The organism is Mesorhizobium australicum, from assembly GCF_900177325.1.
In the GTDB taxonomy this organism is placed as follows: domain Bacteria; phylum Pseudomonadota; class Alphaproteobacteria; order Rhizobiales; family Rhizobiaceae; genus Mesorhizobium_A; species Mesorhizobium_A australicum_A.
In genome coordinates this window covers 1,178,615-1,205,258 of the sequence record NZ_FXBL01000004.1, presented here as the reverse complement: position 1 = coordinate 1,205,258, position 26,644 = coordinate 1,178,615, and the positions used below count along the sequence as shown (strand labels likewise).

Sequence of the window (26,644 nt, the reverse complement as noted above, 5' to 3'; positions counted from 1 at the left end):
GCCGTTTTCCTCAAACCTCAACCGCCGGAAGCAGCGCCGCGCACCGCTCCGCACGCGACGAGGCCGGCGATCTCGTCCGCGCCGTAGCCCGCCTCGCGCAAAATCTCCTCGCTGTGCTCGCCCTGTCGCGGCGCGTGGCGGCTCGCGCCGACGACGCTGCGCGACCATTTCGACGGCACCGCCATGCTCCGCAGCGGCCCTTCGCTCGGATGGTCGATCACGTCGAAGAAGCCGGTGGCGTTCAGGTGCGGGTCTTCCAGCAGGCTCTCGAAGTCGTGCATCGGCATCACCGGGATGTCGGCCCTGTCGAGCAACTCGATCCACTCGGCGCTGGTGCGGGTGAGCAGTATCTCGGACAGCTCGTCATAGACCTCGTTCACATGCGCCATACGCGACGCGAATGTGTGGAAACGCGGGTCCGCGGCGGGCATGTCGGGCCGGCCGATCTCGGCAAAGAAGCGCTGCCAGTGGGCGTCGGTATAGATCAGGGCGCAGATGTAGCCGTCGCTGGTCTGGTAGGGCCGCCGTCCCGGCGAGAGATGGCGCCTGTAGCCGCCGCCGTCGAGCGGCGGCTCGAAGGTCAGCCCGCCCATGTGGTCGCCGAAGACGACGCTCACCATCGTCTCGAACATCGGGATCTCGACGCGTTGGCCGAGCCCGGTCCTGCTGCGGTCGACCACGGCAGCGAGGATCGCGCCGACGGCGGCAAGCCCGACGACGCGGTCCGCGATGGCCGAGGGCACGTAGCGCGGCTTGCCCTCGTTGACGCGGGAGAACAGGTAGGGAAGGGCGGCACCGCCCTGGATCAGGTCGTCATAGGCCGGCCGCGCCGCATAGGGCCCGTCCTGCCCGTAGCCGAACATGCCGGCATAGATCAGCCGAGGATTGGCGGCCGAGACCTTTTCATAGGTAAGGCCCAGCCGCTTCATTGCCTTGGCGCGCACATTGTAGACCAGAACGTCGGCGCTTTCGCAAAGCCGCAGCAGCACCTCGCAGCCTTCCGGCCGCTTCAGGTCCAGCGTGATCGCGCGCTTCGAGCGGTTGGCGTGCAGGTAGATCGGCCCCATCCCCTCATGCCGGGCGGGACCGATCTGGCGGACGAGATCGCCCTCCGGCGCCTCCACCTTGATCACGTCCGCGCCGAAATCGCCGAGGATCTGCGTCGCCGACGGCCCCATCAGCACCGTCGTCATGTCGATGACGCGCAGCCCGTGCAGCGGACCCACCCCGCCCTTGGCCTGGTCCGGCTGGGTCATGCCCTGGATGCCCGCGACACCATCGCCTCGCCCTCTCGTCACCGGCAGGTGAAGCCGCCGTCGACCGGAAGCTCGATGCCGGTGACGAAGGAGGCGTCGTCCGAGGCGAGCCATAGCGCAGCATGCGCGATCTCGTCGGGCCGGCAGCGCCGGCCGAGCGGCACCTGCGCCAGCAGCGCCTTCTCGTTCGCCGCCGCCTCCTCCGGATCGCCCCGCCGGCTCGTGAACTGGGCGAGCATCGGCGTGTCGGTCAGGCCTGGGCAGATGACGTTGACGCGCACCTTGTCGGGCGCAAACGTCTGTGCCAGCGACTTGGTGAGGCCGACGATCGCGAACTTGCCCGCCGAATAGACCGGCGAGAAGCGTGAGCCGACGATGCCGGACACCGAAGCCGTGAACATCACCGATCCGCCACCGCGCTTGCGCATGTGGCCGATGACCTCGCCGGCCGCGATCACGGCGGAATCGACGTTCAGCGCCATCGCCAGCCTGTAGGCGTCCGGGTCGAGGTTCTCGATGCCGGGAGGGCCGGGGATGCCGGCATGCGCCCACAGCACGTCGATGCCGCCGAGCTTTGCCGCCGCCGCATGGATGCTGCCCTTCGCACCGGCCGCGGTCGAGAGATCCGCCTGGACCGTGCTGATCGGCGTTCCGCGCGCCTTCATCTCCGCCGCCAATGCATCCAGCGCGGCGGCGTTGAGGTCGACGGCGCACACCTCCGCGCCCTCCTTCCGGAAGAGCTCCACGCCCGCCCGGCCCATGCCCGACGCAGCCGCGGTCACGACCGCGAGTTTTCCTGCAAGCCTCATCTGATCCTCTCCTCAGTTCGCGTAGGCGTCCGGAAACTGGCCGGTCGTGCTGACGACGGTCGTCCGCGTTTCAAGATAGCTGTCCAGCGCCTCAACGCCGTTCTCGCGCCCCCAGCCGCTCGCCTTGAAGCCGCCATAGGGCGTGGTCCAGCGGATGTAGCGGTAGGTGTTGACCCACACGATGCCGGCCCGGATCTTCGCCGCCACCCGGTGCGCCCGCCCGAGATCGCGCGACCACAGTCCTGCGGTGAGGCCGTAGGCCGTGTCGTTGGCGATCGCCACTGCCTCCTCCTCGCCGTCGAACGGAATGAGCGAGGCCACTGGCCCGAAGATCTCCTCGCGGGCGATCCGCATCTGGTTCGACACGCCGGCGAACACCGTCGGCTGGACGAAATAGCCGTCGGCGAGAGCGCCGCTGGTGATGCGCCGGCCACCGGTGACGAGTTGCGCGCCCTCCGCCTGGCCGAGATCGACATAGGACAGCGTCTTGCGGAGCTGCTCGTCGGACGACTGCGGCCCCATATGGGTTGCCTCGTCCAGCGGCATCCCGACCCGGACCTTCGCCGCCCTCTCAGCGAAGACCTCGACCACGCGATCGTAGACCGGGCGCTCCACCAGAACCCGCGAGCCGAGCGCGCAGCTCTGCCCGCACACCGCCCAGGCCGAGCTCGTTGCCGCGTTGAGCGCCTGCTCGACGTCGGCGTCGCCGAAGATGATATGCGGCGCCTTGCCGCCAAGCTCGAAAGAGAAGCGCTTCAGCGTGTCGGCGCCGGTCTTCAGGATCGCCTTCGCCGTCGCACCCTCGCCCGTGAAGGCGATCTTGTCGACGTCGGGATGGGCAACCAGATGCTCGCCCGCGCCATCCTTGCCGTAGCCCGGCACGACATTGACGACGCCCGGCGGGAAGCCCGCTTCCTCGATCATCTTTGCCAGCTCCAGCGCGGTCACCGGCGTCTGCTCAGCCGGCTTCAGCACCACCGTGCAGCCGGTCGCGAGCGCCGGCCCGAGCTTCCAAGACGTGGTCAGCATCGGCGCGTTCCACGGCGTGATCGCGCCGACGACGCCGACCGGAAGCCGCGACGTATAGATATGGACGCTGTCGTCCATCGGGATGGTGCGGCCCCAGATCTTGTCCGCCAGCGAGGCGAACCAGCGATACCAATTGGCGTGCGCGCCGATGTCGCCGCGCGTCTCGCGTAGCGCGCGGCCGGAATCGCGCGCCTCCAGCAGCGTAAGTTCCGGCGCACGCTTCTGGTAGATGTCCGCCAGGCGATAGAGCAATGCCGCCCGCTCATGCCCCGGCATCCGTCCCCACGGACCATCGAGCGCCGCGCGCGCGGCGGCGACGGCCTTGTCGATGTCCCTGCGCCCGCCATAGGCGACGCTCGCCCAAGGCCGCCCGGTGGCGGGATCGATGCTGTCCAGCATCCCGCCACCCTCCGGCGCGACCCATTCGCCACCGATGAACAGATGCGGATAGCGCACCGTGCCTCGCAATGTCGCGTTCACCAAGTCCTCCCGGATGCAGCCCCGCTCCTCCGCCGGCCACATCCGACATTTAGGAAGACCCGCATCGCTTTGTCCACGATTATCTTAGTTTTATCTCCATATATGGATGATTTTTACGTCAAGAACGCGGACGGAAAAAGCCAAACTCTGCCATCTTTCTGTTTTCAAAGTGATTTTCATCACAATCCCAACTGGAACCTCCAGTCGACAAGAGCCGTCATCGTCAAGCGGCTGCACCAATCCTGGCTGCCTAGCATGCCGAAAACAACGTCAGCCTCGAGAAATCGACCTGCGGATCGGCCATCCGACGGTGGAGATCACCGCATTGATGTTGCTCCCGGCGCGATTGTCTCTATATCTGGACAGGATAGGAGGAAATTTCGATGACCGTTCGGCAAGTCCAAAACGTGCTCGATCTGCTGGAGTTCTTCGCCGAGCGTGGAAAGCCTGCGAGTCTCGCCGAGGTCTCGCAACATTTCGGCTGGCCGCGCTCGTCCACCTTCAACGTGCTGTCCACGCTCAGCGGCCGCGGCTTCCTGTTCGAGCCCGAAGGGCGCGGACGCTTCTATCCGACGCCGCGATGGCTCAGCCTCTCGCAGGCGATCTCCGCGTCCGAGCCGGTGCCGGAACCGCTGCTGCGGCTGGCGCGCGACCTCGCGGCGCGCACCGACGAGACGATCTGCGTCGGCGCGGCATCGGGGATGAGCGTCGTGTTCCTGGAAGTCATCCAGTCGAGCCAGCGGGTGCGCTACGCCGCCGAGGTCGGGCAGCGGATTCCGATCCACGCCACCGCCTCGGGCCAGGCGATCATGAGCCAGTGGGGCGAGGCCCAGCGCAACGCGGTCCTGCGCAAGGTCGTGTTCGAGCGATATGGCAGCGGCACGCCGATGAGCATCGAGGCGGTCGAAGACCAGATGCGGGCGGGCCTGCATCGCGGCTGGTTCCGCAGCGCCTCCAACTACAGCGTCGACCTCGGCGGCATCTCCGTGCCGATCGCGGCGTCGGGCCGGGTCTACGCCGTGACGGTCGCAGGACCGCTCAACCGGATCGAGAACGCGATGTTCCGCATCGCCGGCGAGGTGCACGAGGCGATCGCCCGCCATTTCGGCCCCTCTTATCTGAAGACAGAGATCGGCAACCTCACGACACCCCCGCTCGACAGAATCTAGCAAGGCCTGTCGCAAAGGCCTTGACCTTCCTGCTGCTGGAACCTCCATCTTCCGCCCCGACAGTTTTCCATGTCCGAAGACAAGCGAGGCGCAGGATGGAACACGAACACCATCAGGAGCATCACCACAACGGCCATCATGAGGGGCACGCGGCAGCGCCTGCCGCGCCGCATGTCGCCGGCCACGGAGCGGCTTCCTCCGGCCACGCCGGCCATGCGGGCCATTCCGATCACGGAGCGATGGTGGCCGACTTCCGCCGCCGCTTCTGGGTATCGCTGGCGCTGACGCCGCCGGTTCTGCTGCTCTCGCCGATGATCCGGCATTTCCTCGGCCTCGACGCGCTCCTGTCCTTTCCCGGCAGCGAACTCGTCGTCTTCGCGCTGTCCACCATCGTGTTCTTCTATGGCGGCTGGCCCTTCCTGACCGGCTTCGTGGCCGAGCTGCGCGACCGCAAGCCCGGCATGATGACACTGATCGCGCTCGCGATCAGCGTCGCCTATGTCTACTCCGCCGCCGTCACCTTCGGCGTCGAGGGCATGTCCTTCTACTGGGAACTGGTGACGCTCATCGTCATCATGCTGCTCGGTCACTGGCTGGAGATGCGCTCGGTGATGGGCGCGTCGCGGGCGCTGGAGGAGCTCGTGCGGCTCCTGCCCGACACCGCGGCGCGGATCGGCACCGACGGCGCGGTCGAGGACGTTCCCATCTCAGCGCTGCTGCCCGGCGACCGCGTCCTGATCCGCCCCGGCTCGAAGGTCCCGGTGGACGGCACCATCGTCGAGGGCAAGTCGTCGTTCAACGAGGCGATGCTGACGGGCGAATCGCGGCCGGTGTCGAAGGAGCCGGGCGCCAGCGCGATCGGCGGCGCGATCAACGGCGCCGGCGCCGTCACCATCGAGGTCACCGCCACCGGCGACAAGACCTATCTCGCGCAGGTGATCAACCTCGTCCGCGAGGCGCAGGGCACCCGCTCGCGCACGCAGGACATCGCCAACCGCGCCGCCGGCTGGCTCACCTACATCGCGCTCGGCGTCGGCGTCGGCACGCTCGTCGTCTGGCTGGCGCTCGGCGAGAGCGCGCAGTTCGCCATCGAGCGCATGGTCACCGTCATGGTCATCGCCTGTCCGCACGCGCTGGGCCTCGCCGTGCCGCTCGTCGTGGCCGTCAGCACCTCGCTCAGCGCCGGCAGCGGCCTCCTGATCCGCGACCGCGCCGCCTTCGAGCGCGCGCGCAATCTCGATGCGGTCGTGTTCGACAAGACCGGCACGCTGACCGAAGGCCGCTTCGGGGTCAGCGACATCGTGCTGCTCGCCGGCGGCAGCGAGGACGAGGAGCTGCGCTTCGCCGCCTCCGCCGAGAGCCAGTCCGAACATCCGATCGCGCACGGCATCGTCGCCGCGGCGAAGGAGCGCGGCCTCGCTCTTCCGCGCCCGAGCGGGGTGCGCAACGTCACCGGCGAGGGCATCGTCGCCGAGGTCGAGGGACAGGATGTGTCGATCGTCAGCCCCGGCCATCTCGCCCGCACCGGCAAGCCGATCGCGGCGGCCGAGCTGGCGCAGCTGGAATCGCAGGGCAAGACGGTGGTCGTGCTGGTGCGCGACGGGACGCCCCGCGCGCTGTTCGCGCTCGCCGACATCGTGCGGCCCGAGTCGCGGCAGGCGATCGCGGAGCTGAAGCGCCTCGGCATCAACTCGATCATGCTGACGGGCGACGCCAAGGGGGTCGCCGAGGCCGTCTCGAAGGATCTGGGGATCAGCGAATATTTCGCCGAGGTGCTTCCCGACCAGAAGTCGGCGAAAATCAAGGAACTCCAGGCACGCGGCCTGCAGGTCGCCATGGTCGGCGACGGCGTCAACGATGCGCCCGCGCTCGTCCAGGCCGACCTCGGCGTCGCGATCGGCGCCGGCACGGACGTGGCGGTCGAATCCGCCGACGTGGTGCTGGTGCGCAGCGACCCGCGCGACGTCGCCGCCATCCTCGGCCTGTCGCGCGCCACCTACCGCAAGATGGTGCAGAACCTGATCTGGGCCACGGCCTACAACGTGATCGCCATTCCGATGGCTGCCGGCATCACCTTCGGCACCGGCTTCCTGATGACGCCTGCGGTCGGCGCCGTGTTCATGTCGGCGAGCACCATCATCGTCGCCATCAACGCACAGCTGCTCCGGCTCTACCGGAAGGAAAGCACAGAAACGGCCAGGGCTTGATCTGGGACAAGGCGCCGGAATGCCGGCGCGGCAGTATCCACGTTACGCCGCGAGGCTACGGGAAAGAACGAAAACGGTGAGCGCAGGCGCAAAGCGATCGAGGAGGTTCGGCAGGAGCGGCGGAGTGTCCGGCCTCGCTGCCCGAGGCTGGCTCGTTCTGTGCCTTGCAGCAGTCCTGCTCGCCTCCGCATTCGCCGCCGGCCCCGGCCACGCGCAGGCTTCGCCCGCCGGGACGCAGTTCGCAACGCATCACCATCAGCAGCAGGCCCCCTCCGATCACCAACATACCTCCCCGTGCATCGATCAGGAGCCGGGCGCGGCCGACTGCTGCGTCTCCGGCCCCGGATGCGCCATCTGCGCGCCGTTGCCGGCGACGGGCTTCGTCGCCACGTCGCACGGCAGCGTGTTCGCACCCGCCCGCCCGGTCGTGTCCATGCCCGGCGACAACAGGCTCGCATTGCGACCCCCCGAGCTTTCCGTGACCGCCTGAGCGCAGGCGCGCGACCGGTTCGCGCGCGTGCAAATCGGCCGCAAGGTCGACGTCACGAACGAGAAAGACTTGAACCATGACATCGCTATCCAGACGCCAGTTTCTGACATTCACCGCCGCATGCGGAGCCGCAATTACCCTTCCCACCCTCTTCGCTCCCCGCGTCGCCTCGGCAGCGACACCGCCTTTGCTTCGGGCCGAGCGCCGCATCATCGAGGTCGCGGGACGCGCAGCCAGCGTGTTCGGCCTCACCGGACCCGATGGAACCCCTGGCCTTCGCCTCGAAGCCGGCCGGGATTTCAGTGCCCGGCTCGAAAACGGGCTCGACGCGCCGACGCTGATCCATTGGCACGGTCTTTTGCCGCCCTACGGACAGGACGGCGTGCCCGATCTTCCGCAGCCTCTACTGAAGCCGGGCGAGAGCTTCGACTACGCCTTTCCAGTGAGCACGCCCGGCACGCACTGGATGCATGCGCATACGCTGCAGGAACAGCAACTGCTCGCCTCCCCGCTGGTCGTCGCCGATCCGGCGGAGGCCGGACTGGACGAGCAGGAGGTCGTCGTGCTGCTGCACGACTTCAGCTTCAGGAGCCCGGAAGAGCTTCTGGCAGAACTCACCGGGACGACAGGCGGCGGCATGATGGGCGGCGGCATGATGGGGCATGGCATGGGCGGCAACATGATGGCCGGCCATGGCGGCATGGCCATGGACATCAACGACATCGATTACGACGCCTACCTCGCCAACGACCGTACGCTCGACGACCCGCAGGTCTTCCACGTCGAGCGGAACGGGAGGGTGCGGCTGCGGCTCATCAACGGCGCCACCGCAACCGCGTTCTGGATCGACACCGGCGCGCTCGAGGGCGAACTGGTCGCGGTCGACGGCAACGCGGTCGTTCCGGTCGCGGGCCGGCGGTTCCCGCTCGCAATGGGACAGCGCATCGACATCCGCATCCGCCTCGATGGCGAGGATGGCGCCTGGCCCATCCTCGCGCTTCGCGAAGGCGGCGTCGAACGCACCGGCTTCGTCCTCGCGACGAAGGACGGGGTGCTGAAGCGCATCGCATCAAGCGGCGATACACAGGCGGCAGTCCTCGACCTCGCGCTCGAAAGCCGGTTGCAGGCAAAGACGCCGACGGACGCCGGCGCGGCCGCCAGGCCAGTGCCAGTCGTCCTCGGCGGCACGATGCAGGGCTATGCCTGGACGATGAACGGCAGGGCCTGGGGCGAGCACCAGGCCATCCGCGTGAGGCAGGGCGAGCGCGTGGAGCTCGTCATGCGCAACGACAGCATGATGGGCCACCCGATGCACCTGCACGGGCACCATTTCCAGGTGGTTGCGATCGACGGCCGCCGCTTTGCCGGCGCGGTGCGCGACACGGTCTGGCTGCCGCCGATGAGCGAGGTAACGGTCGCCTTCGACGCGTCCAACCCGGGCAGTTGGGCGTTCCACTGCCACCATCTCTACCACATGGCAGCGGGCATGATGACCACGGTCGACTACGAGAGCTGACGGCCGGGAGCCTCGACTGACGGTCCGCCGAACGATGGACCGTTACCTTCAAGGTAGCGTCGGGGTCCTGACGGACTCCGACGGTCCCGCTGCGGCAGCGCCGCCATTGCCCGACAGCCCGTCCAGCACGACGGCGGCGAATTCGCGCGCCACGTCGTCGATCGGGCGGCCGCCCGGCTTGAACCATTCGACGGTCCAGTTCAGCGCGCCGAGGATGAACAGGCGGGCAAGCGAGAGATTAGCTGTCGTATTGAACTCGCCGCGCTCGTGCGCGTCGGCAAGGATCTTCTGCCAGATCGCGCCATAAGCGTCCCTCATATACCTGTTCCTCGCCCGGATCGGCTCCGGCACCTGCCCGAGCGCGCGGCGCGTCGCGAGCGTATAGTCGCCGACTTCGATGATCGCAGACAGGTGCGCGCGGATCGCCGCCTCAATGCGCTCGCGGCCCGTCGCCGTCTCCGGCAGGGCCTTCAGCGCCTTGTCGACATTGTCCGTGACGGCGCGGATGCCGATGTCGAGCACGGCGCTGATCAGGTCGTCTTTCGACTTGTAGTGGTAGTAGATGCTGCCGGCCTTGAGATCCGCCTCGTCCGCGATCGCACGCATGGTCGTGCCGGCATAGCCGTAGTCGCGGAAGATCCTGGCCGCGGCGTCGAGAACCCGCTTTTGCGAGATCGCCGATTTCGCCAGGTTCTTCGTCATCGTTTTTTCCTCACGTCCCATCGAGGAACTCCGAAAGCAACCTACCCTCGGAGGCGGCGCTCTGGAATGGGCGCGGTAATCGCGTCGCAAAACTTGACAGAAAAAGTCAATTAAAATAGCGGTGATTTTGCATTCGGGGCGAGAGGCCTCGGTGCTGCAGCCAGCTAGTCTCGGATTTCGACAGCCAGCCGATGTGACCAACATCAGCGGGGGCTGTCTATGCGTTTCACTTCCCTTTCGCCGCAGGCCGGCTCGACGCGCCTCGCCGCCGCGGCGCTGAAGCCGGCCAGGCAGCTTCCCGCAAGCCTCGCCCTCGCCGTCGCGATGACGTCGGCCGCCGTCGCGCAGGAGGCTCCCACCGAGCTCCAGCGGCTCGTCATCACCGCCTCGGGCGGCGCGGTGGAGGAAAAGGACGCGCCGGCCAGCATCACCGTCCTCACCGCGGAGCAGATCGAGAAGATGCCGGCGCAGGACGTGCGCCAGCTTCTGGCCAAGGTCGAAGGCATCACCATCGGCCGCGCCGGCAATATGAACACCATCCAGATCCGCGGCCTCGGCCAGCGCTACACGCTGTTCCTCGTCGACGGCAAGCGGGTGAACTCCGCGCCCAACCTGTTCCGCGGCAACGACTACGATTCGGACTGGGTGCCGCTCGACGCGATCGAACGCATCGAGGTCGTGCGCGGCCCGATGTCGTCGCTCTATGGCTCCGACGCGATCGGCGGCGTCATCAACATCATCACCAAGAAGTCCGCCGACGCCTGGCACGGCTCGGTGACCGCCGAATACATCGCGCAGCAGAACCGCAAGGCGGGTAATTCCTGGCGCACCGGCTTCTTCGTCTCCGGCCCGCTATCGGAGAAGGTTGGCCTGAAGCTCTACGGCAGCTGGGACCGCCGCGAGGCCGACGATCCCTCGATCAACCCCAACTCGTCGCTGCCCGGCTTCACAGAGAGCGACAACAAATATATCGACGGCACCGTCACCTGGCGGCCGAACGACAGCAACGAGATCGACCTCAACTACGGCTACTCGCACCGCAACCACGACGACTTCCCGCTCGACCGTCATTCCGTCGGCCTGACCCATCGCGGCGACTACGATTTCGGCACCACCGAACTGAAGCTCTGGGGCGACCGGGTGCACAACTATCGCGGCCACGGCAACACGCTCGGCGTCGACCAGCCCAACACCGCCTACAATGCCGGCATCGACGGCAAGGTCGTGCTGCCGCTCGACTACCTGAAGCCGCAGACGCTCACCGTCGGCGCGTCCTACCGCTACCAGGGCATCGAGGACCCCTACGTGCTCACCGGCGGCGGCGACACCAGTTCCTCCGTCTGGCAGGCGGCGCTGTTCGTCGAGGACGAGATCCGCTTCACCGACGATTTCGCCGTCACGCTCGGCAACCGCCTCGACGTGCACGAGAACTTCGGCGTCCACAACAGCCCGCGCGCCTACGGCGTCTACCACTTCACCGAGGCCTTCACCCTCAAGGGCGGCTGGTCGTCGGCCTTCAAGGCGCCGACGCTTCTGGAGAACAGCCCGAACTGGCAGCAGATCTCCTGCGGCGGCGGCTGCTACCTGATCGGCTCGACCGACCTCGAGCCCGAGACCAGCAACAGCTTCGAGCTCGGCGTCAACTACGAGGACGAGCGCTGGACCGCGGGCGTAACCGCGTTCCGCAACGACCTGAAGAACATGATCCCCTTCCCGCCGAACCGCACCAGCGATCCGATCACGGCGCCCGACTATCCGAACTTCGTCGGCTTCACGCCCGATGGCAAGCCGATCTTCACCTATGAGAACGTCGACCGCGCCCGCACGCAGGGTATCGAGGCCAAGATCGCGCTGCGCGCCTTCGACACCTGGACGTTCACTGCCAACTACACCTACCTCGACGCCCGCAACCTCAGCGGCGCCGAGCGGCCGCTCGCCTACCAGCCCGAGCATTCGGCCAATTTCGGCGTCGAATGGCAGGCAACGGAGAAGCTGAACCTCGCGCTCAACGTCAGCTATGTCGGCGACCAGTACACCTACGTCCCTTCGAACGGAAACATGGCCTCCGCGTCGAAGATGGACGCCTTCGTCACCGCCGACATCGTCGGGAAATACGACTTCAACGAGAGGTTCACCGTCCGCGCCGGCGTGCTCAACATCGCCGACAAGCGGGTGACGCGCACGATCAGCGACGACTTCAACGTCGACGGCCGGCGCTTCTTCTTCTCCGCGACGGGACGGTTCTGATGGTGGACGGCGCGATCGCCGCCATGGCGGCTTCGAGGTGATGCGCCGGGGCCTGATTGCCGTGTGCGCCTCCACAATGCTGGGCGCCGTCGCGACGGCGCCCGCTGCCGCGCAGGACCCTGCCGGCGCGCAGGTGGTCGTTCCCGGCGCCGAGCAATTCGAGCTGACGGCATCGGGAAGCGGCCGGCGCTACCGGATCTTCGTCGCGCGGCCGTTCGACGCCGCCCCGCCCGAGGGCTATCCGGTCATCTATCTGCTGGACGGCAACGCGACCTTCCAGACCGCCGCGGAGACACTGCGTCTCCAGACGCGCAAGCCGAAGGGCTACGGCCCGGCGGTGCTCGTCGCAATCGGCTACGACACCGACCAGCTCTTCGACGTCGAGGCGCGCTACTTCGACTACACCACGCCCGCGGCGATCGCCGACCTGCCGCCACGCAAGAACGGCGAGCCGTGGCCGAAGCTCGGCGGCGCGGATGCTTTCCTCGACTTCATCGAGCGCGACCTCAAGCCCGAGATCGGCCGCAGGCTGCCGGTGGATACGTCCCGCCAGACCCTGTCCGGCCATTCGCTGGGCGGCTTCTTCACGCTCCACACCTTCCTGCGCCGGCCCGAGACCTTCTCGACCTATGTCGCCGGCAGCCCGTCGGTCTGGTGGAACAGAAGCGAGCTGCTCGGCGTCGCGCATGCCTTCATCGAGCGCGATCTCGACGTCGCCGGCAAGCGCCTGATGATCGGCATCGGCGCCGACGAACTGGAGGACATGGTCGCGGGTTCGCGCGCCATGGCCGCGTTGCTCTCGCCGCTCGTCGCCAGGGGCCTCACCTTCCGCCATGTCGAGTTCGAGGGCGAGGAACACATCACCGTCCTGCCGGTCCTGATCAGCCGGCTGGTGGGCTTCAGCCTGGCGCCGGACCAGCCCACTGGAAGCAAACCCTGATGCGTCTGAACTACCCGTTCCTCGTCCTGTTCTGGATCGCGGCCGCGACCTTCGCCGCTCGCGCCGAGGTCGTCACGGTCACCGATCTCGCCGGCCGCACCGTCTCCGTCACCCTGCCCGCGAAGCGGATCGTGCTTGCCGAGGCGCGCCAGCTCGTCAGCCTGTCGCTGGTCGACCGCGACGTGGCAAAGCGAATCGTCGGCACAGCCGGCACGCGGCTGTTCGATCCCGAGGCGCGTCAGGCCTACGAGGCGGCCTTCCCGGAATTCGCCGCCGCCGCCAAGCTCGACGACGACACGTACAGCCTCTCGGCCGAGAAGACGATCGCCGTCGAGCCCGACCTGGTGATCATGAGCGGCGCCATCGGCCCGAACCCCAAGTCGATCGCGCTGGTGGACACGCTCGCCGCCGCCGGCATCCCGGCCATCTATATCGACCTGCGCACCGATCCCTACGACAACACCATTCCGACGATCGAGCTGCTCGGCAAGGTGCTCGGGCAGGAGGACAAGTCGCGTGAATTCGTCGACTTCTACCTGGAGCACCGCAAACGCGTCACCGACAGGGTCGCCGGCCTCGCCGACCGGCCCAAGGTGTTCATGCACATGCAGGCCAATGTCGAGGACAAGTGCTGCATGTCGCCCAGCCGCGCCAATCTCGGCCGCTTCGTCGTCGAGGCCGGCGGCATCAATATCGGCGAGGCCGTCGTGCCGGGCGCCTTCGCGCCGCTCAGCCCCGAATACGTGCTCGCCCAGGACCCGGACGTCTATATCGGCACCGGCGGCCGCCACTTCTCCGCCATCGGCGGCATCGTCGCCGGCCCCGGCATTTCCGAGGAAGAGGCCCAGCGCTTCCTGCGGCTGATGACCGAACAGCCGGTCATCTCGGAGCTCAAGGCGATCCGCACCGGCCGCGCGCACGGCCTGTGGCACAATTTCCACAACAGCCCGCTCAACATCGTCGCGCTCGAGGTGATGGCCACCTGGTTCCATCCCGAGGCCTTCGCCGATCTCGATCCGCATGCGACGGTGGCGGAGATCAACCGGCGCTTCCTGCCCGTCCCCTTCGAGGGAACGGCATGGGTGAGCCTGCCGAAGGAATAGCTGATGCCGGCTGACGTCGTTCCGGCTGCAACCGGACCCGCCGCATCAGGCGAAGCGGACGGCTACCGCGCCCTCCTGCGCCGCCGCCGCATCCTCGTCGGCGGCCTCGCTCTGCTGCTCGCGGTCTCCGTCTTCGTCGACCTCGCCGTCGGTCCTGCCGGCCTCGGCCTGGAGCAGGCGTTCGGGGCCCTGTTCGGGCTGGACGGCGCCTCGCGCGCGGAGGGCATCATCATGTGGCAGGTGCGCCTGCCGCAGGCGCTGACGGCCATCCTCGTCGGCGGCGCGCTGTCGCTCGCGGGCGCCGAAATGCAGACCATCCTCGACAATCCGCTGGCAAGCCCCTTCACATTGGGCGTCTCCTCCGCCGCCTCTCTCGGCGCGGCACTCGCCTTCATCCTCGGCGTCAGCGTGCCCGGCCTGCCGGCGACCTGGCTGGTGCCGGGCAACGCCTTCCTGTTCGCCTTCGCCTCGGTCATGATCCTGCAGGCCGTCGCCTCGCGGCGCGGCATGGCGCCGGACACGCTGGTCCTGCTCGGCATCGCCATGGTCTTCGCCTTCAACGCGCTGGTCGCGCTCCTGCAGTTCGTCGCCTCCGAAGCCGCCCTGCAGCAGTTCGTCTTCTGGACCATGGGCAGCATCTCGCAGACGAGCTGGACCAGGATCGCCATTCTCGCCATCGCCCTTGCGCTGGTCTTTCCCGCCTCCTTCGCCGCGCGCTGGCAATTGACGGCGCTGCGTTTCGGCGCCGACCGGGCGCGCAGCTTCGGCGTGCCGGTCGCACGGCTGCGCTTCCTGACCTTGCTCCGGATCAGCCTGCTCGCCGCGCTCTCCGTCGCCTTCGTCGGCACGATCGGCTTTGTCGGCCTCGTCGGGCCGCACATCGCCCGGCTGCTCGTCGGCGAAGACCACCGTTTCTTCCTGCCGGCCAGCCTGCTCACCGGCGCCACGGTCATGTCGCTGGCCTCCATCGCCTCGAAGACGCTGATCCCCGGCGTGCTGCTGCCGGTCGGCATCGTCACCTCGCTGGTCGGCATCCCGATCTTCGTCGCCCTGATCCTGAGGCAGCGCGCCCGATGAGCGGACAGTCCCTCACCGTCTCCAACCTTTCCGCCGGCTATGCGCGCGGCGAGGTGCTGAAGAGCCTGTCGCTGCCGCCCTGCCTGTCCGGCACCGTCACCGCCATCATCGGCCCGAACGCCGCCGGCAAGACGACGCTGCTGCGCGCCATTGCCGGCCTGCTGCCGGCCCGCGGCGAAGCCCGCCTCGGCGAGCGCAACCTTGTCGGCCTGCGCCCCGCCGATCTCGCCGGCGTGGTCACCTACATGCCGCAGGCCCTGCCGCACGGCGTCGCGCTGACGGCAATCGAAGCGGTCGTGACGGCCCTGCGCGTGGTCCCTTCCGAGCGGGGCCTAAGAGCCTGTTTGAAAATGCGTCAGGGCGAGGCGAAAACGGTGATTTCGAGAACCGGAGCGCAGCGAACATTCAGGTTCGTGAGCACCGGAAGCGCAGAAATCGCCGTTTGCAGCCCGCCATCACGCATTTACAAACAGGCTCTCAGCGAGGCCGAAATCGAGGCGAAAGCCGCCGCCGCGCTCGACCGGCTCGATGTCGGCCACCTGGCGCTCCGCCAGCTCGACGAACTGTCGGGAGGCCAGCGCCAGCTCGTCAGCCTCGCGCAGGCGATCGTGCGGCGGCCGGCGATCCTCTTGCTCGACGAGCCGACCAGCGCGCTCGATCCGCGCCACCAGATCGACGTGATGAGCGCCATCCACGAGATCGCCGCCGAGGACGGCATGATCGTGCTCGTCGTGCTGCACGACCTCAATCTGGCGCTGCGCTGGGCCGCTTCCGTCGCACTCCTGGTCGACGGCGGCATCCTCGCCGCGGGCGCGCCGCAGCAGGCGATCACGCCGCAGACGCTCGAACGCGCCTATCGTATCCGCGCCCGCGTCGAGCCCTGCTCGCAGGGCCGGCTGCAGGTCATCTACGACGGCAAGGCCGGCTGATCCTTCGTCCCCTCAGTGCTGGTGCTTGGTCTTGGCGAAGCTGTCCTCGTTCTCGCCGCGCCGCCAGTAGGCGACCGCGAGGTGCTGGTCGCGGCCGAGCTTGCGCTCCTTGCGCAGATAGGCCCTGATCTTGCGGAAAGCATCGAACTCGCAGGCCGCCCAGGCGAACAGTTCCTCGCCCTCGCTTGGCCAATCCGCCGTCGTCACCGCGTCGAACAGAAGGTTCGTCGTGCCCGGCTCCGCCCCGTTGCGGTGAAGCCAGCGGATCTCGACGCCCTGCGGCGCGCGGATCTCCTGTTCCTCCGTGCGGTCCGCCACTTCGATGAAGGCGACGCCCGTCGCGTCGGCGGGCATCGCCTCGATGATCCGCGCCATCGCCGGCAGCGCGGTCTCGTCGCCCGCGAGCAGGGTCCAGCGCGCGCTGCGGCAGCCGCCGCCGCCCGGCCCCGCCATGCCGATGACGTCGCCCACGCCGGCCGTTGCGGCGAAATCCGAGCCGGGGCCGGCATCCTCATGGACCACGAAATCGATGTCGAGCTCGCCGGCCGCCACGTCGATGCGCCGGATGGTGTATTTGCGGACGCGGAGCTTCTTCTCGCCCGCCGGCCAGTCGATCAGCCCGTGCCTGTTCAGCCGCGGCCATTCGGGCGCAACGCCCGCCGGCGGGATCAGCAGGCGCACATGCATGTCGTCGGCGTCGAACCAGCCGAGATTTTCGCCAGCCAGCGTCAGCCGGCGCATGTGCGGCGTCAAGAGCGTCGTCGCCGTCACCGTCATCAGGCGGAAGTTCGGCGGCGTCGTCGCGTCCGTGCCGTGGCCGGTCCAGACGAAGTCCGACGCGCCGGGCGCCAGTTCGACGATATGGCTCGACAGGATCGTGCGCATGTAGAAGAGGTCGCTCTCGTGCGGCGACTCCGCCCGGATGTGCAACCGCTTGCCGCCGCTCTTCAGCGTCGCCACCCCGCCCTGGAACTCAAGCCGGCTCGATTCGCCCGACCGCGTCACCTGGACGTCGTGCTCCGACAGATGCTCGCACAATTCGTCCAGAAAGCCCTCCGTATCGTCGAGCCTGATCGTCGTTTCGGTGGCGAGATGGTTCATATGCGAGGCGGCCCGGTGGCGATTCCGACCGCTTCTACATCGCTAAAACATGATTGATAAGATCAAGTTTTAATCCGACCGCTTTTTGTCGATCGTCGACCCGCCGCCTCCGTTCACAAGCCGGCGCGCGCCCGGCCTCCCCTTACGCCTGCCGGCGGCTCAAGCTATTCTGAGCTGCCCGGGATGGAGGATCTGCGGCATGGCGAAGCTCGTCTTCGGAATGAACCAGTCCCTCGACGGTTACGTCGACCACACGGAAATGCGGACCAGCCCCGTGCTGTTTCGCCACTGGATAGAGCATGTGCGCGGCCTGGACGGCAGTGTGTACGGCCGGCGCATGTACGAGACCATGAACTACTGGGACGAAGACCATCCCGAGTGGGGTCCGGAGCAGCACGAGTTCGCCGCTGCATGGCGGCGCCAGCCGAAGTTTGTCGTGTCGCGCACGTTGAAGTCGGTCGGCCCCAACGCCACGCTCGTCGAGGGTGATCTCGAGACGGCGATCCGCGACCTGAAGGACCGGCTCACGGGAGAGATCACCGTTTCCGGACCGGACCTGGCGCGAAGCCTGACGGACCTCGGCCTGGTCGACGAATATCGGCTCTACGTCCATCCCGTCGTGGTCGGTCGCGGCAAGCCGTTCTTCGCCGGCCCCCGACCGCCGCTGCGCCTTGTGGCCAGCGACCGGATCGACGAGGACGTGGTCAGGCTGACATACGCTCCTGCCTGATCGCGCTGCAAACCCGCTCTCCCGCGCCGCTTTCAGCTTCGAGAGCTCACTTTACGGGCTTCGGTTTCGGCTGGTTTGTCACCCGAGCTGCAGGCATAGGATGGCGGAGGGAGCGTCCTTCTCCGCCTAATCCAAGCAGTTCCGAGACATGCCGGGAATATGCGGTAATTGCCGGGATTTCGGGGTATTGATCGTCTTTACAGTTCCGAAACGTTCCGATATGTTCCGACAATGATTTGTGTGTTGGGGCCACTGTTGGAGCGGTTCGAATGCGGGCGATAAACAAACTCAGCGCCGCCAAGGTAAACGCGATTTCCAAGCCCGGTCTGCACGCGGACGGGCTCAATCTCTATCTCCAGGTCGGCCCGACCGGGACCAAATCTTGGCTGTTCCGATACATGAAGGACGGCAAGGCGAAATCGATGGGCTTCGGCCCTGCGCATACCGTTCCGCTCGCGATGGCGCGTGAGAAGGCGGCAGAGGCCCGCAGGCGTTTGCTGGAGGGCGTCGACCCTCTGGAGGAGCGCAACGCGATTCGCATGGCGCGTTCGGCCGAAGCTGCCAAGGTGATGACGTTCCGCCAGTGCGCCGACGCATACATCCGCGCGCACCGGTCGGGATGGAAGAACATCAAGCATGCCGGGCAATGGGAATCGACGCTCGAAACCTATGTGTATCCCAAGTTCGGGGATCTTCCCGTCGCCGCCGTCGATGTCGGTCTGGTCCTGAAAGCCATTGAGCCGATTTGGGCCGAAAAGACCGAGACGGCGAGCCGGGTGCGGGGCCGGATCGAAAGCATTCTGGATTGGGCGACCGCACGCGGACTTCGCTTCGGCGATAATCCGGCACGGTGGCGCGGCCATCTCGACAACCTCCTTCCCAAGCGGTCCAAAGTCGCGAAGGTCAAGCATCATCCGGCGCTTCCCTATGCCGAGATGTCCGCATTCATGGCGGGGTTGCGCGGCATGGAAGGCGTAAGCCCGAAGGCGCTGGAATTTGCCATCCTCACAGCGACGCGCACGGGCGAGACGGTCGGCGCGAGCTGGTCTGAAGTCGACCTTGCCGCCGGCATGTGGACCATTCCAGGCGACCGCATGAAGGCGGGGAAGGAACATCGCGTGCCGCTGTCCAAACGTGCCGTTGAACTCCTCTCTGCCCTGCCACGCGAGGCCGACAACGATTTCGTGTTCATCGGCGACCGGAAGGGCAAGCCGTTGTCCAACATGGCGCTGTTGATGACGCTCCGCCGCATGGGACGCGACGATCTCACCACCCACGGTTTCCGGTCGACGTTCCGCGATTGGGCGGCAGAGATGACCGCCTATCCGAATGAACTGGTCGAAATGGCGCTGGCCCATACGATCAGCGACAAGACCGAGGCGGCTTACAGGCGCGGCGATATGGTCGAGAAGCGGCGGCGGCTCATGCAGGACTGGTCCGACTTCTGTGCCCGTCCTGCCGCCTCTGCGGACAACGTGACGCCTATCCGGGGAGGCGTATAATGCGACCCATGACCCCGTTGGGCGAGTATTTCGACAAACTGTCCTATCCGGACGGTGTGCCTCCCGTGTCGTATCCCGCATTTCAAGGCGATCCGACTATCGACCGCGATGGTTACGAAGCTTGGCGATCTGGCTACCAGAAATACATGCAGAAGTTCGCAGAGGCAGAGGGGCGCGCTTGGCAGGAAATTTGCCAACGGGCGGCGGATGGTGAGATCGAAGTGTTCGCCTTCCGCAATATCGAAACCAACCCGGGCGATCTCACAGATTACACTACAAGGTGGACGGCCGCACGGGAGCGGGTTCCGCCTGATCTATTCGAACAACCTATTCGCTTCGGTCCAGGAAGCCCCTGCGTGATCTACAATGACGGAACGCATTCGATATGGAATGCGCCCTACAAAGACCCGATGGTCCGTTTCCTGACGGAAGATGTTCCGAAGGCGCAGAAGCCGGTTGATCGGTCTTACGCGAAACAGGACGCGCCCCTGTTAGAGGAAATGCGGCGCATGATCGTATGCGGCCAGAGTCCGTCAGCATGGAACGCTGCGCTTGCGGTGGTTGATCGTGCTGTCGGTGGCGGCTCGGTCGAAAGCAAACAGCAGCGGCTCCACCGAGGCTACGGCAAGAAATACGGAGCGACGTAGCGCTCCGTTGAACTCCGATGCTCCGTAGGGGGGCAATCCGCCATGTTCCGAACGCAGCGGACCAATTCCGGTCCCGGTTCGGAGACGAAAATGACCACGAACATTCTGAGGCGAAAGGACGTAGAGGCCCGCGTCGGGCTCTCGCGGTCGACCATCTATGAGTTGATGGCCGCCAATCGGTTTCCTAAGCCCGTTCCACTGTCCCGTCAGCGTGTGGGCTGGCTGGAATCCGAAATTGCCGACTGGCAGAAGGCGCGGATCGACGCCCGCGACAAGGTGGCGGCATGACCGGCGCCTCGGAGACAATCGAAGCGGCGGCGCACTACCTTGTTGAGACGCCGCTGGAAAAGCGGCTCCGCCCGACCGTTCCGCTCCTGGCTGACATGTTCGGCCTTCCACCGGCCGGCGCTGTTGCAGCGATCCGCCGCGCGGACCAGCTTCGCAGGGAGGCGCGCTATGCGGAAGCCTCCTGAAAGTCGAAAGCCGCCCTCGGGCAAGGGCGGCTCTCTGGGGACGTTTCGAAGCGGGACAGCATTCGATACCCCGGAACATACAGCCTCTACCCGCGAACTTCAAGCCAGACGCATTTGCAGGACGTTCGCCGTGAGCTTCCCGCTTGGGCTCGTTATCGCTGACCTCGCCTACACGGGAAGGCCCTGCGCATGAAGAATCCCCGGCAACACAAGTGGCGACAGGCGCACCCGAAACAGACGTGGGCTCATCAGTGCCTTCGATCCGCAGTTAAACGCGGCCTCGTGATTCAAGGCGCATGCGAGGAATGTGGAGATCCGGACACAGAAGCACATCACCCGGATTATGACCGGCCGATGGATGTCATCTGGCTTTGCCGGACACACCACAAGGCTGAGCATCGCCGCCTTAAATGCGAGGCGACCGGATGAGCGCGCGGGAGTTCTCAAAAGTAAGCCCTGCACTCTGGAGGTCGGCACGATTTGCCGGCCTCTCAGACAAGGGCAAGGTCGCATTCCTCTATTTCTGCACCAACGCACACGTGACTTCGGTCGGCTGCTACATGTTGCCCGATGGTTACGCCTGTTCTGATCTCGGCTGGCCGCTTGAAATCTACATCGCTGCGCGAACGGAAGTGGCCCAAGCGGGCATGATCGAATTCGAGGGCGGCTATGTACTCATCGATAGATGGTTCCGGCACAATCCTCCCATGAACAAGGACCACGCGAAGGGTACCATGCGGTTCATCTCGGAAATCGAGTGCGACAGGCTTAGGGAAAAGTCAGAGGCCGCATTCGTAGAGGCCGACGCCCTACGCATAGAGCGGGAGGAAAAGCGAGTGCTCGAAAAAGCCGAAAGAACGACCCGGAGACAGATCGAGGGGCTTCAACAGCCCAGCGGAACCGATCGCTTGCTCAATACCGCTTACTTTCGGAAACGGGCCACATGACACCGTGTCCACACCCTGCATACACCGTGTCGACACCCGATTTTTCACGTTCAACACCGTGTCCACATACCAAGACCTAAACCAAGACCTAAACCAAGACCTTTTGCGGCCAACCGTTGCCGTCGCAGCTCTCGGAAGTCGCGGGGCTTAGGAGAGGGGAGTGTAATCGCGATCGTCAGCGCCATTCGATGAACCTGACAAAACCTGACTTTGCGACCAAGCGCGCGCACGCACGCGAGAGCCAGGACGCACAGTCGCGGCTGCTAGCAAATGCTAAGGATTTTGCGACGCCATAAAGACCGCGAAGGATGCGGCTCTATCCCCACAGCGTGCCGCTAACATTTTAGTTCACGGCCCGCATTCACCCTGTCTGACCGACTGATTTGCGCGGTTTTTGACAGTTCGGCGGAGAATTCATCCGCCAAAACATATTGATTTTGTTGATTATTATACTGCGTCTTGCATTCTAGGGTGGTTTCAGCATACAAATGAAATGGGACACAGGACGCATTTGAATGGGCGAAACCACCGCCTCAATCGCCGAAGATATCGCGCCGGAACAGCCGAGACAGGCCCGTATTGCAAGCGGGATGTCGGGCGTTGATGGGCGCACGCGCTGGGCCAGGCGCTACAAGGAATTGGCCGAGACCTATGCCGCCGACATTGGCGAGCCGTCCGGAATGCAGGTGTCACTCATCGCCCGCGCGGCAAGCCTCACAGTCGAGTTGGAACGCAGCGAGGCGTCATTTGCGGAAGCCGGGAAGTCGGACCCGGAAACCCTGGCCGCCTATCGCCAGACGACCGAGGCCCTACGGCGCACTCTCGAAAGCCTTGGGCTTCGTGATGCGCCCGAGCGTGGCAGGTCCGGCGGCAAGACGATCGAAGGCACGGCAGACAGAGGCGGTTTCGTTCGCTGGGATGAGTATGCCCAGGCCAACGGTATCGGCGTGGGGGATACTGATCCGGCCACGCTGGTTCATGCCCGCAGCGGCGAAGAAATGACCGACAACGAGTTTGTCCGTCGCGTCGCACACATCATGACCGAGGCGTCTATCGCCGACGCCAAGGGGGAGCCGATCACCGGAGATGCCGCCCGTGTGTTCCAATTGATGGGCTTCACTCCTCAGAGCTGGCGCGACGCCTACACCGCCCGGTGGCCGCGTACCACCTTCTTCACCCCCAAGCTGGAGCCCGTTGTCCGTGATTTCTGACGACCTCTCGACCCAACGCGATGCTGCTGCCCAGCGTGTCGAAGACCTCCGCGACCAGCGTGCCGCCGCCGCCCTGGACGGGCTGGAGTTTGACGATAGCCTCCTCGTCGCCGCTGAGCGGGAACTGGACCGCATCGCTGATGCCGAAGGCCTCCGCGCCCGCCGCAGCCGTGAGGCCACTGCGCAGGCTCTCCAGGCCCAGCGGGCCGCCACGCGACTGAAGATGGCAAAGAGCGTGAAGCGTTACCTTGCCGCCATCGATAGTGCGGAGAAGGCATCCCGCGAAATGGCCATCGCCCTGAAGCAGGTTCGCGAGCATGCCGAGGAACTGAACCAGCAGGCGACCGTGCTTGGCATAGGCTCTCCCGCTGCGCTGCACGGCAACACGCTGGAGGAGCGCCTGTCGCGCCGCATGTCGGTGGCGATGCGTCCTTTAACGGGTCACACAAACCGCTACGGCCCGCTGAACTGGCCTCCGCCGCCCGATCCCGCCGCGCACTGGTTCGGCTCTTGGATCGATGCTGAACGCGCCATCCTGAAACGCTCACTCCCAGACGAGGTATAGCCATGACGAATACAGCAGAGACGGCCAAGTTGCCGGAGATCCAGGCCAATAGCGTGTCGCTCCAGGCGGCGGGCCATGTGTGGAAGGAAGTCCTTGTCCGTCTCCCGGATGGCTATGTCGCCGACGATCTCAAGGAACCTGGCATCTGGGCCAAGGTGCAGGGGAGTCGCTGGAGCCTGCGCAAGTTCGACAAGGTGCTTGTCGTGGCCTTTGACGAGAGTTGGTGTGCAGAGGCCCGCGTGGTCGATGCCGACCAGAAGAAGGCAGTGCTTGGCGGTATCAAGGTCATCAGCATGCCGGCGCGCTTCGATGCCCTGCTGAATGACGGAACGTATCGCGTCGTATGGCTCGGCGGCGACTATGGCGTCGAGCGCATCCGCGATGGGCATATCGTGGCGCGGGGCGCGGTGAATCCGCAGCATGCCGAGCGGCTTCTGTTTCAGCAATATCCGTCGCGAGCCGCCTGATGAGCAACGAACTCGTCCCTTTCGATCGGAATTCCGGCGCGGGCATAGGTGGCGCGACGGATAGCTTTGCGGGTGGCGCTCCGGCGCGGCCGACTGCCTCCGGCTCTGTGCCGAGTGCTGCCCGCAAAGCGGAAATCGAGCGTGTGATGAGCACCGACATCAACGCTTATTTCCGGGACGGGCTGAATAGAGAATACGAAGCCATCCTTGTTGCCGAACAGGCGGCGGCGGACCCGGATTCGGTGAATCCCGTAGCGCCGATGGATTGGCAGGACGGCCGTAACGAACTTTCCCGATCCTCGGCAGGGCTCCGGCTTGTGCAGGAGTGGGAAGGTTTCGGCTTCCGCCCAATGTACGTGAATGCTCAGCGGTCCGCCGCCGCGATGGTGGAAACGTTGGAGACCCGCCGCGAGCAGCGCGCCTTTATGGAGAGGTTCGACCGCGCGCTATCCGATGAGTGCCGCTATGCGATCTACAACGCCCTTGCCACCGGCAAGCCGACGTTTGTCAGGCCGGCATCGCAGGATCTCGTCGCGGAATTTACCTCGACCGATGTAGGGCGCGACCTGGTGAAGGAATGGGGTCACGACGCGCCGCATAACATCGCCGTTGTCCGCGAGCGCGCCCGCCGTCTGTTCGAGGCGCTTGATGTCATCGACAGGGACGACTTCGGCGATTGGTTCGATGCCCTGCCGAAAGGGCAGATCAAGGCCGTCATGAAAGCGATGGTGCGCTGATGGAGTATGAATTCTTCGGTCGCGGTCGCTGTCTTTCCGGGCTTGTTCCGGATGGTTCGTATCTGAAAGCTGATTCGACAGCGGAGATTTGCGCTGGCGATCTCGTCACGATCGTCATGCGCCCGGTATCGGGCAGCGATCCGTATTTTGGCTATGCGCATGACCGTGGCATTTCAGGCATTGTGAAGATCTATCTGGGCCGTGAAGCGCTTCCTGATGGCGAGCCCGTACACCTTCTAGGCCTTCTCGCCCCGCCGGGGATTTTGGTCCTACCGGAGAGCCGCATTGACGCGATGCACCGTGTCTCCTCTGTCACCAGGCTTGAAGAGGAAGGGCCGGAAGCGACTGACTTTGCTCTGTCGCTGATCCTACCCTTTATCCAGGCTACCGCACCTCTGCCAGCAATCAATCCTGACTGGCGGCCGTCGGCGGAATCCGCATTCTTTTCTATGGGCTCCATCCTCGAAACGGCGGCAGGCCCAACGATCGGCTCAGCGGCGGACTTCATTGAGACGTTCCTGAAGGCGCGAGACGCTGCTGCTGGAAAGCTAACCGGCGACGACAAGCGGGCACCGATAGACGATTTGCTCCAGTTCCTGGTCAGCAACAATCCCTACTACCCGGCCAACCTCTTCTATGTCCGACCGGCGCTTGACTACCTCTTCCTCAACTCGATGAGGGAGGTCGCGTCGCCTGGCTATCTGAAGCGTCGGGGCAAGCGTCGTCTGAAGGAATATCAGCAGCAAAACATCTTGGAGAGTAATTCGCTCAGACCGTTCGGATAGCCGAGCGGCAACATCAATCAGCGCCTTAGGCAAGCGCTCCCGGCCCGTCGTGATGACGCGCCAGTCCCTTAGAAGGAGCCTCACGTGGCATTCAATCCGGACAGACTGAGCCTTGTCGTACAGCCCATCGGCGAGAACGGTATGCGGTGGTTCGACTACCAGTCGGACGACAACGGGGACGTTCTGCTCGGAACGGACTATTTTCAGAACGCAAAAGATCATGGGCTGCGCATCTATGATCTGATCTTCGTCTCACCTGAGGCCGGAGCGGTCGAGCCCTATGTTTTGGTCGTGGATTCTATATCCGACAGCGGTCACGCCACGGCGGTGGAAAAGCTCGAAAATCTAGAGCGCGAAATCATCAAGACAGCCGTTCAGTATGACAAGCAAGCGGCTTACTATGCCGCGACCGCCAACAATGCGGACGCGGCAATCAAGATCTCCGGTGAACTGACAGAAGAGCACACGACCGCGAAGTCGCTGCTTCATCTTCAGCAGGTCAATTCCGGGTCAGGTGCCGAAAGCGGTCCTGCGCGTGCCGGCTACACGTTTTCGGCCGCCGCATTTAAGGCAGGATATCCGTCAACCGCTGCTGCTGACGGTGAAATAGACACGACGCTGCTCACTTTTCGACAGGTGAACGGTGATGCCGCCGCCATTCTTGGCAATGGCGCTATCATCAACGGCTTTGCGGCGTTTGCCGAGGCAACCACTCAGTCCGTCGATCCGGTTTCTTTCGCCGCAAAGCATCAGATGCAAATTCAGATCGGTGTCGTCAATGACCGAGACGGCGGCGAATATGGATACAACGCCGCAAAGACCGTTGGGGAGGGCGGCACGGCGTTCTACGGCTTCAGCAATGCTCCCGCCGGTTGGGATTATGGCCTGCGGCTCGCTCACAAGGGCAAGAATCAAGTGCTACAGCGCACCTCGGATGCGGCTCTGATCCTCTTCGAGTTCGACAATCCCGCCAATTACGTCACGATGAAAGTGGCGTCTGGCGTCCTGACGATCGCGGACTCGGGCGGGGCTATCGTTTCTCCTGCGAGTCCGGTCCCGGTCAATTACACGCCCACCGCGACAGCCTCTAGCGGGACGATCACAACCTCCTCCGTTTTGGGCCGTTGGACGCAGCTTGCCGACAAGATGCGGTTTGTGTCGATCGTGGCGACCATCACCAACAACGGGACAGGGGCTGGGGCGCTTCGCTTCACGCTTCCCGCGACGGCCTCGGGATCGGGAGTGTTCACGGCGCATTGGCTTGGCCGAAACCTCAATACGGGCGTCCCGGTTTTTGGTCAGATCGTCGCCAACGGAACCTATGTCAGTATTGTCCTGGCGAACAACGCCTATCCCGTCGCATCGGGCGAGACCATCTATCTTTCCGGCACGTACGAGACGGCTTAGTTTCAATGAATTTGGGGCGGATCACAAAGGCTTTCGCCTATGCCTCTTCCCGGTGCCTAGCCGCAGCGGCGAAAGAACGTCGCCGGACGGCGGCAATTCTTGCTGAAAAGCAATCGCG

Annotated in this window: 26 protein-coding genes; 20 read left to right on the top strand and 6 right to left on the bottom strand. The window is 65.3% G+C overall.

What is annotated here, in order from left to right; genetic code table 11:
* Nucleotides 1-17 precede the first annotated feature (17 nt).
* The 3 genes from B9Z03_RS08280 to B9Z03_RS08270 form a co-directional block, all read right to left on the bottom strand.
* Complete coding sequence (locus B9Z03_RS08280; protein WP_085467544.1) at nucleotides 18-1,226, bottom strand: CaiB/BaiF CoA transferase family protein; 1,209 nt, start codon at nucleotides 1,224-1,226, stop codon at nucleotides 18-20.
* Nucleotides 1,227-1,294: 68 nt separating this feature from the next.
* Nucleotides 1,295-2,065, bottom strand: coding sequence for an SDR family NAD(P)-dependent oxidoreductase (locus B9Z03_RS08275; RefSeq protein WP_085463780.1), 771 nt, complete (start codon nucleotides 2,063-2,065; stop codon nucleotides 1,295-1,297).
* 12 nt (nucleotides 2,066-2,077) lie between these two features.
* Nucleotides 2,078-3,574: an aldehyde dehydrogenase gene (locus B9Z03_RS08270; protein WP_244561689.1), complete on the bottom strand. Its 1,497-nt coding sequence runs from the start codon at nucleotides 3,572-3,574 to the stop codon at nucleotides 2,078-2,080.
* Between the two features lie 383 nt (nucleotides 3,575-3,957).
* Here B9Z03_RS08270 and B9Z03_RS08265 point away from each other — a divergent pair, with 383 nt between their 5' ends.
* On the top strand, nucleotides 3,958-4,743 hold the full coding sequence (locus tag B9Z03_RS08265; protein WP_085463779.1) for an IclR family transcriptional regulator: 786 nt from the start codon (nucleotides 3,958-3,960) through the stop codon (nucleotides 4,741-4,743).
* A gap of 95 nt (nucleotides 4,744-4,838) precedes the next feature.
* Nucleotides 4,839-6,950 carry a copper-translocating P-type ATPase gene (locus B9Z03_RS08260; RefSeq protein ID WP_085463778.1) on the top strand — a complete coding sequence of 704 codons (2,112 nt, stop codon included), beginning with the start codon at nucleotides 4,839-4,841 and terminating at the stop codon, nucleotides 6,948-6,950.
* Nucleotides 6,951-7,253: 303 nt separating this feature from the next.
* Here B9Z03_RS08260 and B9Z03_RS29785 read toward each other — a convergent pair whose 3' ends face one another.
* Nucleotides 7,254-7,523, bottom strand: coding sequence for a hypothetical protein (locus B9Z03_RS29785; RefSeq protein WP_085463777.1), 270 nt, complete (start codon nucleotides 7,521-7,523; stop codon nucleotides 7,254-7,256).
* Between B9Z03_RS29785 and B9Z03_RS08250 the strand changes: the two genes are divergently transcribed.
* Nucleotides 7,517-8,956 carry a multicopper oxidase family protein gene (locus B9Z03_RS08250; protein ID WP_085463776.1) on the top strand — a complete coding sequence of 480 codons (1,440 nt, stop codon included), beginning with the start codon at nucleotides 7,517-7,519 and terminating at the stop codon, nucleotides 8,954-8,956. The two genes, B9Z03_RS29785 and B9Z03_RS08250, sit on opposite strands and share 7 nt — an antisense overlap.
* 48 nt (nucleotides 8,957-9,004) lie before the next feature.
* Here B9Z03_RS08250 and B9Z03_RS08245 read toward each other — a convergent pair whose 3' ends face one another.
* Complete coding sequence (locus B9Z03_RS08245) at nucleotides 9,005-9,658, bottom strand: TetR/AcrR family transcriptional regulator (RefSeq protein ID WP_176247468.1); 654 nt, start codon at nucleotides 9,656-9,658, stop codon at nucleotides 9,005-9,007.
* A gap of 219 nt (nucleotides 9,659-9,877) precedes the next feature.
* On the opposite strand from B9Z03_RS08245, the gene B9Z03_RS08240 reads away from it, so the two are divergent.
* From B9Z03_RS08240 to B9Z03_RS08220, 5 genes are read left to right on the top strand one after another with little or no spacing between them, the layout of a single operon-like run.
* Entirely contained in the window at nucleotides 9,878-11,905 is a 2,028-nt protein-coding gene (locus B9Z03_RS08240; protein ID WP_085463774.1) for a TonB-dependent receptor domain-containing protein, read from the top strand.
* A 40-nt stretch (nucleotides 11,906-11,945) separates the two neighbouring features.
* On the top strand, nucleotides 11,946-12,845 hold the full coding sequence (locus tag B9Z03_RS08235; protein WP_085463773.1) for an alpha/beta hydrolase: 900 nt from the start codon (nucleotides 11,946-11,948) through the stop codon (nucleotides 12,843-12,845).
* Nucleotides 12,845-13,948: an ABC transporter substrate-binding protein gene (locus B9Z03_RS08230; RefSeq protein WP_085463772.1), complete on the top strand. Its 1,104-nt coding sequence runs from the start codon at nucleotides 12,845-12,847 to the stop codon at nucleotides 13,946-13,948. The genes B9Z03_RS08235 and B9Z03_RS08230 overlap by 1 nt, the downstream gene beginning before the upstream one ends.
* A 3-nt stretch (nucleotides 13,949-13,951) precedes the next feature.
* Nucleotides 13,952-15,025 carry a FecCD family ABC transporter permease gene (locus B9Z03_RS08225; RefSeq protein ID WP_085463771.1) on the top strand — a complete coding sequence of 358 codons (1,074 nt, stop codon included), beginning with the start codon at nucleotides 13,952-13,954 and terminating at the stop codon, nucleotides 15,023-15,025.
* The gene (locus tag B9Z03_RS08220; RefSeq protein WP_085463770.1) at nucleotides 15,022-15,954 is read left to right on the top strand and encodes an ABC transporter ATP-binding protein; all 933 of its coding nucleotides are present in this window, start codon (nucleotides 15,022-15,024) and stop codon (nucleotides 15,952-15,954) included. Before B9Z03_RS08225 ends, B9Z03_RS08220 begins: the two co-directional genes overlap by 4 nt.
* Nucleotides 15,955-15,966: 12 nt before the next feature.
* On the opposite strand, the gene B9Z03_RS08215 is transcribed toward B9Z03_RS08220, so the two are convergent.
* Nucleotides 15,967-17,055, bottom strand: a complete 1,089-nt coding sequence (locus B9Z03_RS08215) for a siderophore-interacting protein (protein WP_085463769.1) — start codon at nucleotides 17,053-17,055, stop codon at nucleotides 15,967-15,969.
* Between the two features lie 199 nt (nucleotides 17,056-17,254).
* Here B9Z03_RS08215 and B9Z03_RS08210 point away from each other — a divergent pair, with 199 nt between their 5' ends.
* The 12 genes from B9Z03_RS08210 to B9Z03_RS08155 all read left to right on the top strand — a co-directional run bounded on the left by B9Z03_RS08210 (nucleotide 17,255) and on the right by B9Z03_RS08155 (nucleotide 26,526).
* On the top strand, nucleotides 17,255-17,785 hold the full coding sequence (locus B9Z03_RS08210) for a dihydrofolate reductase family protein (protein WP_085463768.1): 531 nt from the start codon (nucleotides 17,255-17,257) through the stop codon (nucleotides 17,783-17,785).
* A gap of 269 nt (nucleotides 17,786-18,054) precedes the next feature.
* Nucleotides 18,055-19,287: a tyrosine-type recombinase/integrase gene (locus tag B9Z03_RS08205; RefSeq protein ID WP_085463767.1), complete on the top strand. Its 1,233-nt coding sequence runs from the start codon at nucleotides 18,055-18,057 to the stop codon at nucleotides 19,285-19,287.
* A complete protein-coding gene (locus tag B9Z03_RS08200; RefSeq protein ID WP_085463766.1) occupies nucleotides 19,287-19,934 on the top strand; it encodes a hypothetical protein in 648 nt (215 codons plus the stop codon). The genes B9Z03_RS08205 and B9Z03_RS08200 overlap by 1 nt, the downstream gene beginning before the upstream one ends.
* A gap of 90 nt (nucleotides 19,935-20,024) precedes the next feature.
* Nucleotides 20,025-20,222 (top strand): helix-turn-helix transcriptional regulator, encoded by a 198-nt coding sequence (locus B9Z03_RS08195; protein ID WP_085463765.1) that lies wholly within the window; start codon nucleotides 20,025-20,027, stop codon nucleotides 20,220-20,222.
* The gene (locus tag B9Z03_RS08190; RefSeq protein WP_085463764.1) at nucleotides 20,219-20,407 is read left to right on the top strand and encodes a hypothetical protein; all 189 of its coding nucleotides are present in this window, start codon (nucleotides 20,219-20,221) and stop codon (nucleotides 20,405-20,407) included. Before B9Z03_RS08195 ends, B9Z03_RS08190 begins: the two co-directional genes overlap by 4 nt.
* 425 nt (nucleotides 20,408-20,832) lie before the next feature.
* The gene (locus B9Z03_RS08185; protein ID WP_085463763.1) at nucleotides 20,833-21,354 is read left to right on the top strand and encodes a hypothetical protein; all 522 of its coding nucleotides are present in this window, start codon (nucleotides 20,833-20,835) and stop codon (nucleotides 21,352-21,354) included.
* 515 nt (nucleotides 21,355-21,869) lie between these two features.
* A complete protein-coding gene (locus tag B9Z03_RS08180) occupies nucleotides 21,870-22,565 on the top strand; it encodes a hypothetical protein (protein ID WP_085463762.1) in 696 nt (231 codons plus the stop codon).
* The gene (locus B9Z03_RS08175; protein WP_085463761.1) at nucleotides 22,555-23,130 is read left to right on the top strand and encodes a hypothetical protein; all 576 of its coding nucleotides are present in this window, start codon (nucleotides 22,555-22,557) and stop codon (nucleotides 23,128-23,130) included. Before B9Z03_RS08180 ends, B9Z03_RS08175 begins: the two co-directional genes overlap by 11 nt.
* A 2-nt stretch (nucleotides 23,131-23,132) precedes the next feature.
* Nucleotides 23,133-23,597 (top strand): hypothetical protein, encoded by a 465-nt coding sequence (locus B9Z03_RS08170; RefSeq protein ID WP_085463760.1) that lies wholly within the window; start codon nucleotides 23,133-23,135, stop codon nucleotides 23,595-23,597.
* On the top strand, nucleotides 23,597-24,334 hold the full coding sequence (locus B9Z03_RS08165) for a hypothetical protein (protein WP_085463759.1): 738 nt from the start codon (nucleotides 23,597-23,599) through the stop codon (nucleotides 24,332-24,334). The genes B9Z03_RS08170 and B9Z03_RS08165 overlap by 1 nt, the downstream gene beginning before the upstream one ends.
* Nucleotides 24,334-25,119 (top strand): hypothetical protein, encoded by a 786-nt coding sequence (locus B9Z03_RS08160; protein ID WP_085463758.1) that lies wholly within the window; start codon nucleotides 24,334-24,336, stop codon nucleotides 25,117-25,119. The genes B9Z03_RS08165 and B9Z03_RS08160 overlap by 1 nt, the downstream gene beginning before the upstream one ends.
* Before the next feature lie 84 nt (nucleotides 25,120-25,203).
* A complete protein-coding gene (locus tag B9Z03_RS08155; protein WP_139832203.1) occupies nucleotides 25,204-26,526 on the top strand; it encodes a hypothetical protein in 1,323 nt (440 codons plus the stop codon).
* Nucleotides 26,527-26,644: the final 118 nt, after the last annotated feature.

Excerpts from the sequence above, each read along its gene's own strand:
- B9Z03_RS08275 (WP_085463780.1), bottom strand. The coding sequence starts at position 2,065 with ATGAGGCTTGCAGGAAAACTCGCGGTCGTGACCGCGGCTGCGTCGGGC.
- B9Z03_RS08265 (WP_085463779.1), top strand. The coding sequence starts at position 3,958 with ATGACCGTTCGGCAAGTCCAAAACGTGCTCGATCTGCTGGAGTTCTTC.
- B9Z03_RS08260 (WP_085463778.1), top strand. The coding sequence starts at position 4,839 with ATGGAACACGAACACCATCAGGAGCATCACCACAACGGCCATCATGAG.
- B9Z03_RS08250 (WP_085463776.1), top strand. The coding sequence starts at position 7,517 with ATGACATCGCTATCCAGACGCCAGTTTCTGACATTCACCGCCGCATGC.
- B9Z03_RS29785 (WP_085463777.1), bottom strand. The coding sequence starts at position 7,523 with ATGTCATGGTTCAAGTCTTTCTCGTTCGTGACGTCGACCTTGCGGCCG.
- B9Z03_RS08245 (WP_176247468.1), bottom strand. The coding sequence starts at position 9,658 with ATGACGAAGAACCTGGCGAAATCGGCGATCTCGCAAAAGCGGGTTCTC.
- B9Z03_RS08240 (WP_085463774.1), top strand. The coding sequence starts at position 9,878 with ATGCGTTTCACTTCCCTTTCGCCGCAGGCCGGCTCGACGCGCCTCGCC.
- B9Z03_RS08235 (WP_085463773.1), top strand. The coding sequence starts at position 11,946 with ATGCGCCGGGGCCTGATTGCCGTGTGCGCCTCCACAATGCTGGGCGCC.
- B9Z03_RS08230 (WP_085463772.1), top strand. The coding sequence starts at position 12,845 with ATGCGTCTGAACTACCCGTTCCTCGTCCTGTTCTGGATCGCGGCCGCG.
- B9Z03_RS08225 (WP_085463771.1), top strand. The coding sequence starts at position 13,952 with ATGCCGGCTGACGTCGTTCCGGCTGCAACCGGACCCGCCGCATCAGGC.
- B9Z03_RS08220 (WP_085463770.1), top strand. The coding sequence starts at position 15,022 with ATGAGCGGACAGTCCCTCACCGTCTCCAACCTTTCCGCCGGCTATGCG.
- B9Z03_RS08215 (WP_085463769.1), bottom strand. The coding sequence starts at position 17,055 with ATGAACCATCTCGCCACCGAAACGACGATCAGGCTCGACGATACGGAG.
- B9Z03_RS08210 (WP_085463768.1), top strand. The coding sequence starts at position 17,255 with ATGGCGAAGCTCGTCTTCGGAATGAACCAGTCCCTCGACGGTTACGTC.
- B9Z03_RS08205 (WP_085463767.1), top strand. The coding sequence starts at position 18,055 with ATGCGGGCGATAAACAAACTCAGCGCCGCCAAGGTAAACGCGATTTCC.
- B9Z03_RS08200 (WP_085463766.1), top strand. The coding sequence starts at position 19,287 with ATGCGACCCATGACCCCGTTGGGCGAGTATTTCGACAAACTGTCCTAT.
- B9Z03_RS08195 (WP_085463765.1), top strand. The coding sequence starts at position 20,025 with ATGACCACGAACATTCTGAGGCGAAAGGACGTAGAGGCCCGCGTCGGG.
- B9Z03_RS08190 (WP_085463764.1), top strand. The coding sequence starts at position 20,219 with ATGACCGGCGCCTCGGAGACAATCGAAGCGGCGGCGCACTACCTTGTT.
- B9Z03_RS08185 (WP_085463763.1), top strand. The coding sequence starts at position 20,833 with ATGAGCGCGCGGGAGTTCTCAAAAGTAAGCCCTGCACTCTGGAGGTCG.
- B9Z03_RS08180 (WP_085463762.1), top strand. The coding sequence starts at position 21,870 with ATGGGCGAAACCACCGCCTCAATCGCCGAAGATATCGCGCCGGAACAG.
- B9Z03_RS08170 (WP_085463760.1), top strand. The coding sequence starts at position 23,133 with ATGACGAATACAGCAGAGACGGCCAAGTTGCCGGAGATCCAGGCCAAT.
- B9Z03_RS08165 (WP_085463759.1), top strand. The coding sequence starts at position 23,597 with ATGAGCAACGAACTCGTCCCTTTCGATCGGAATTCCGGCGCGGGCATA.
- B9Z03_RS08160 (WP_085463758.1), top strand. The coding sequence starts at position 24,334 with ATGGAGTATGAATTCTTCGGTCGCGGTCGCTGTCTTTCCGGGCTTGTT.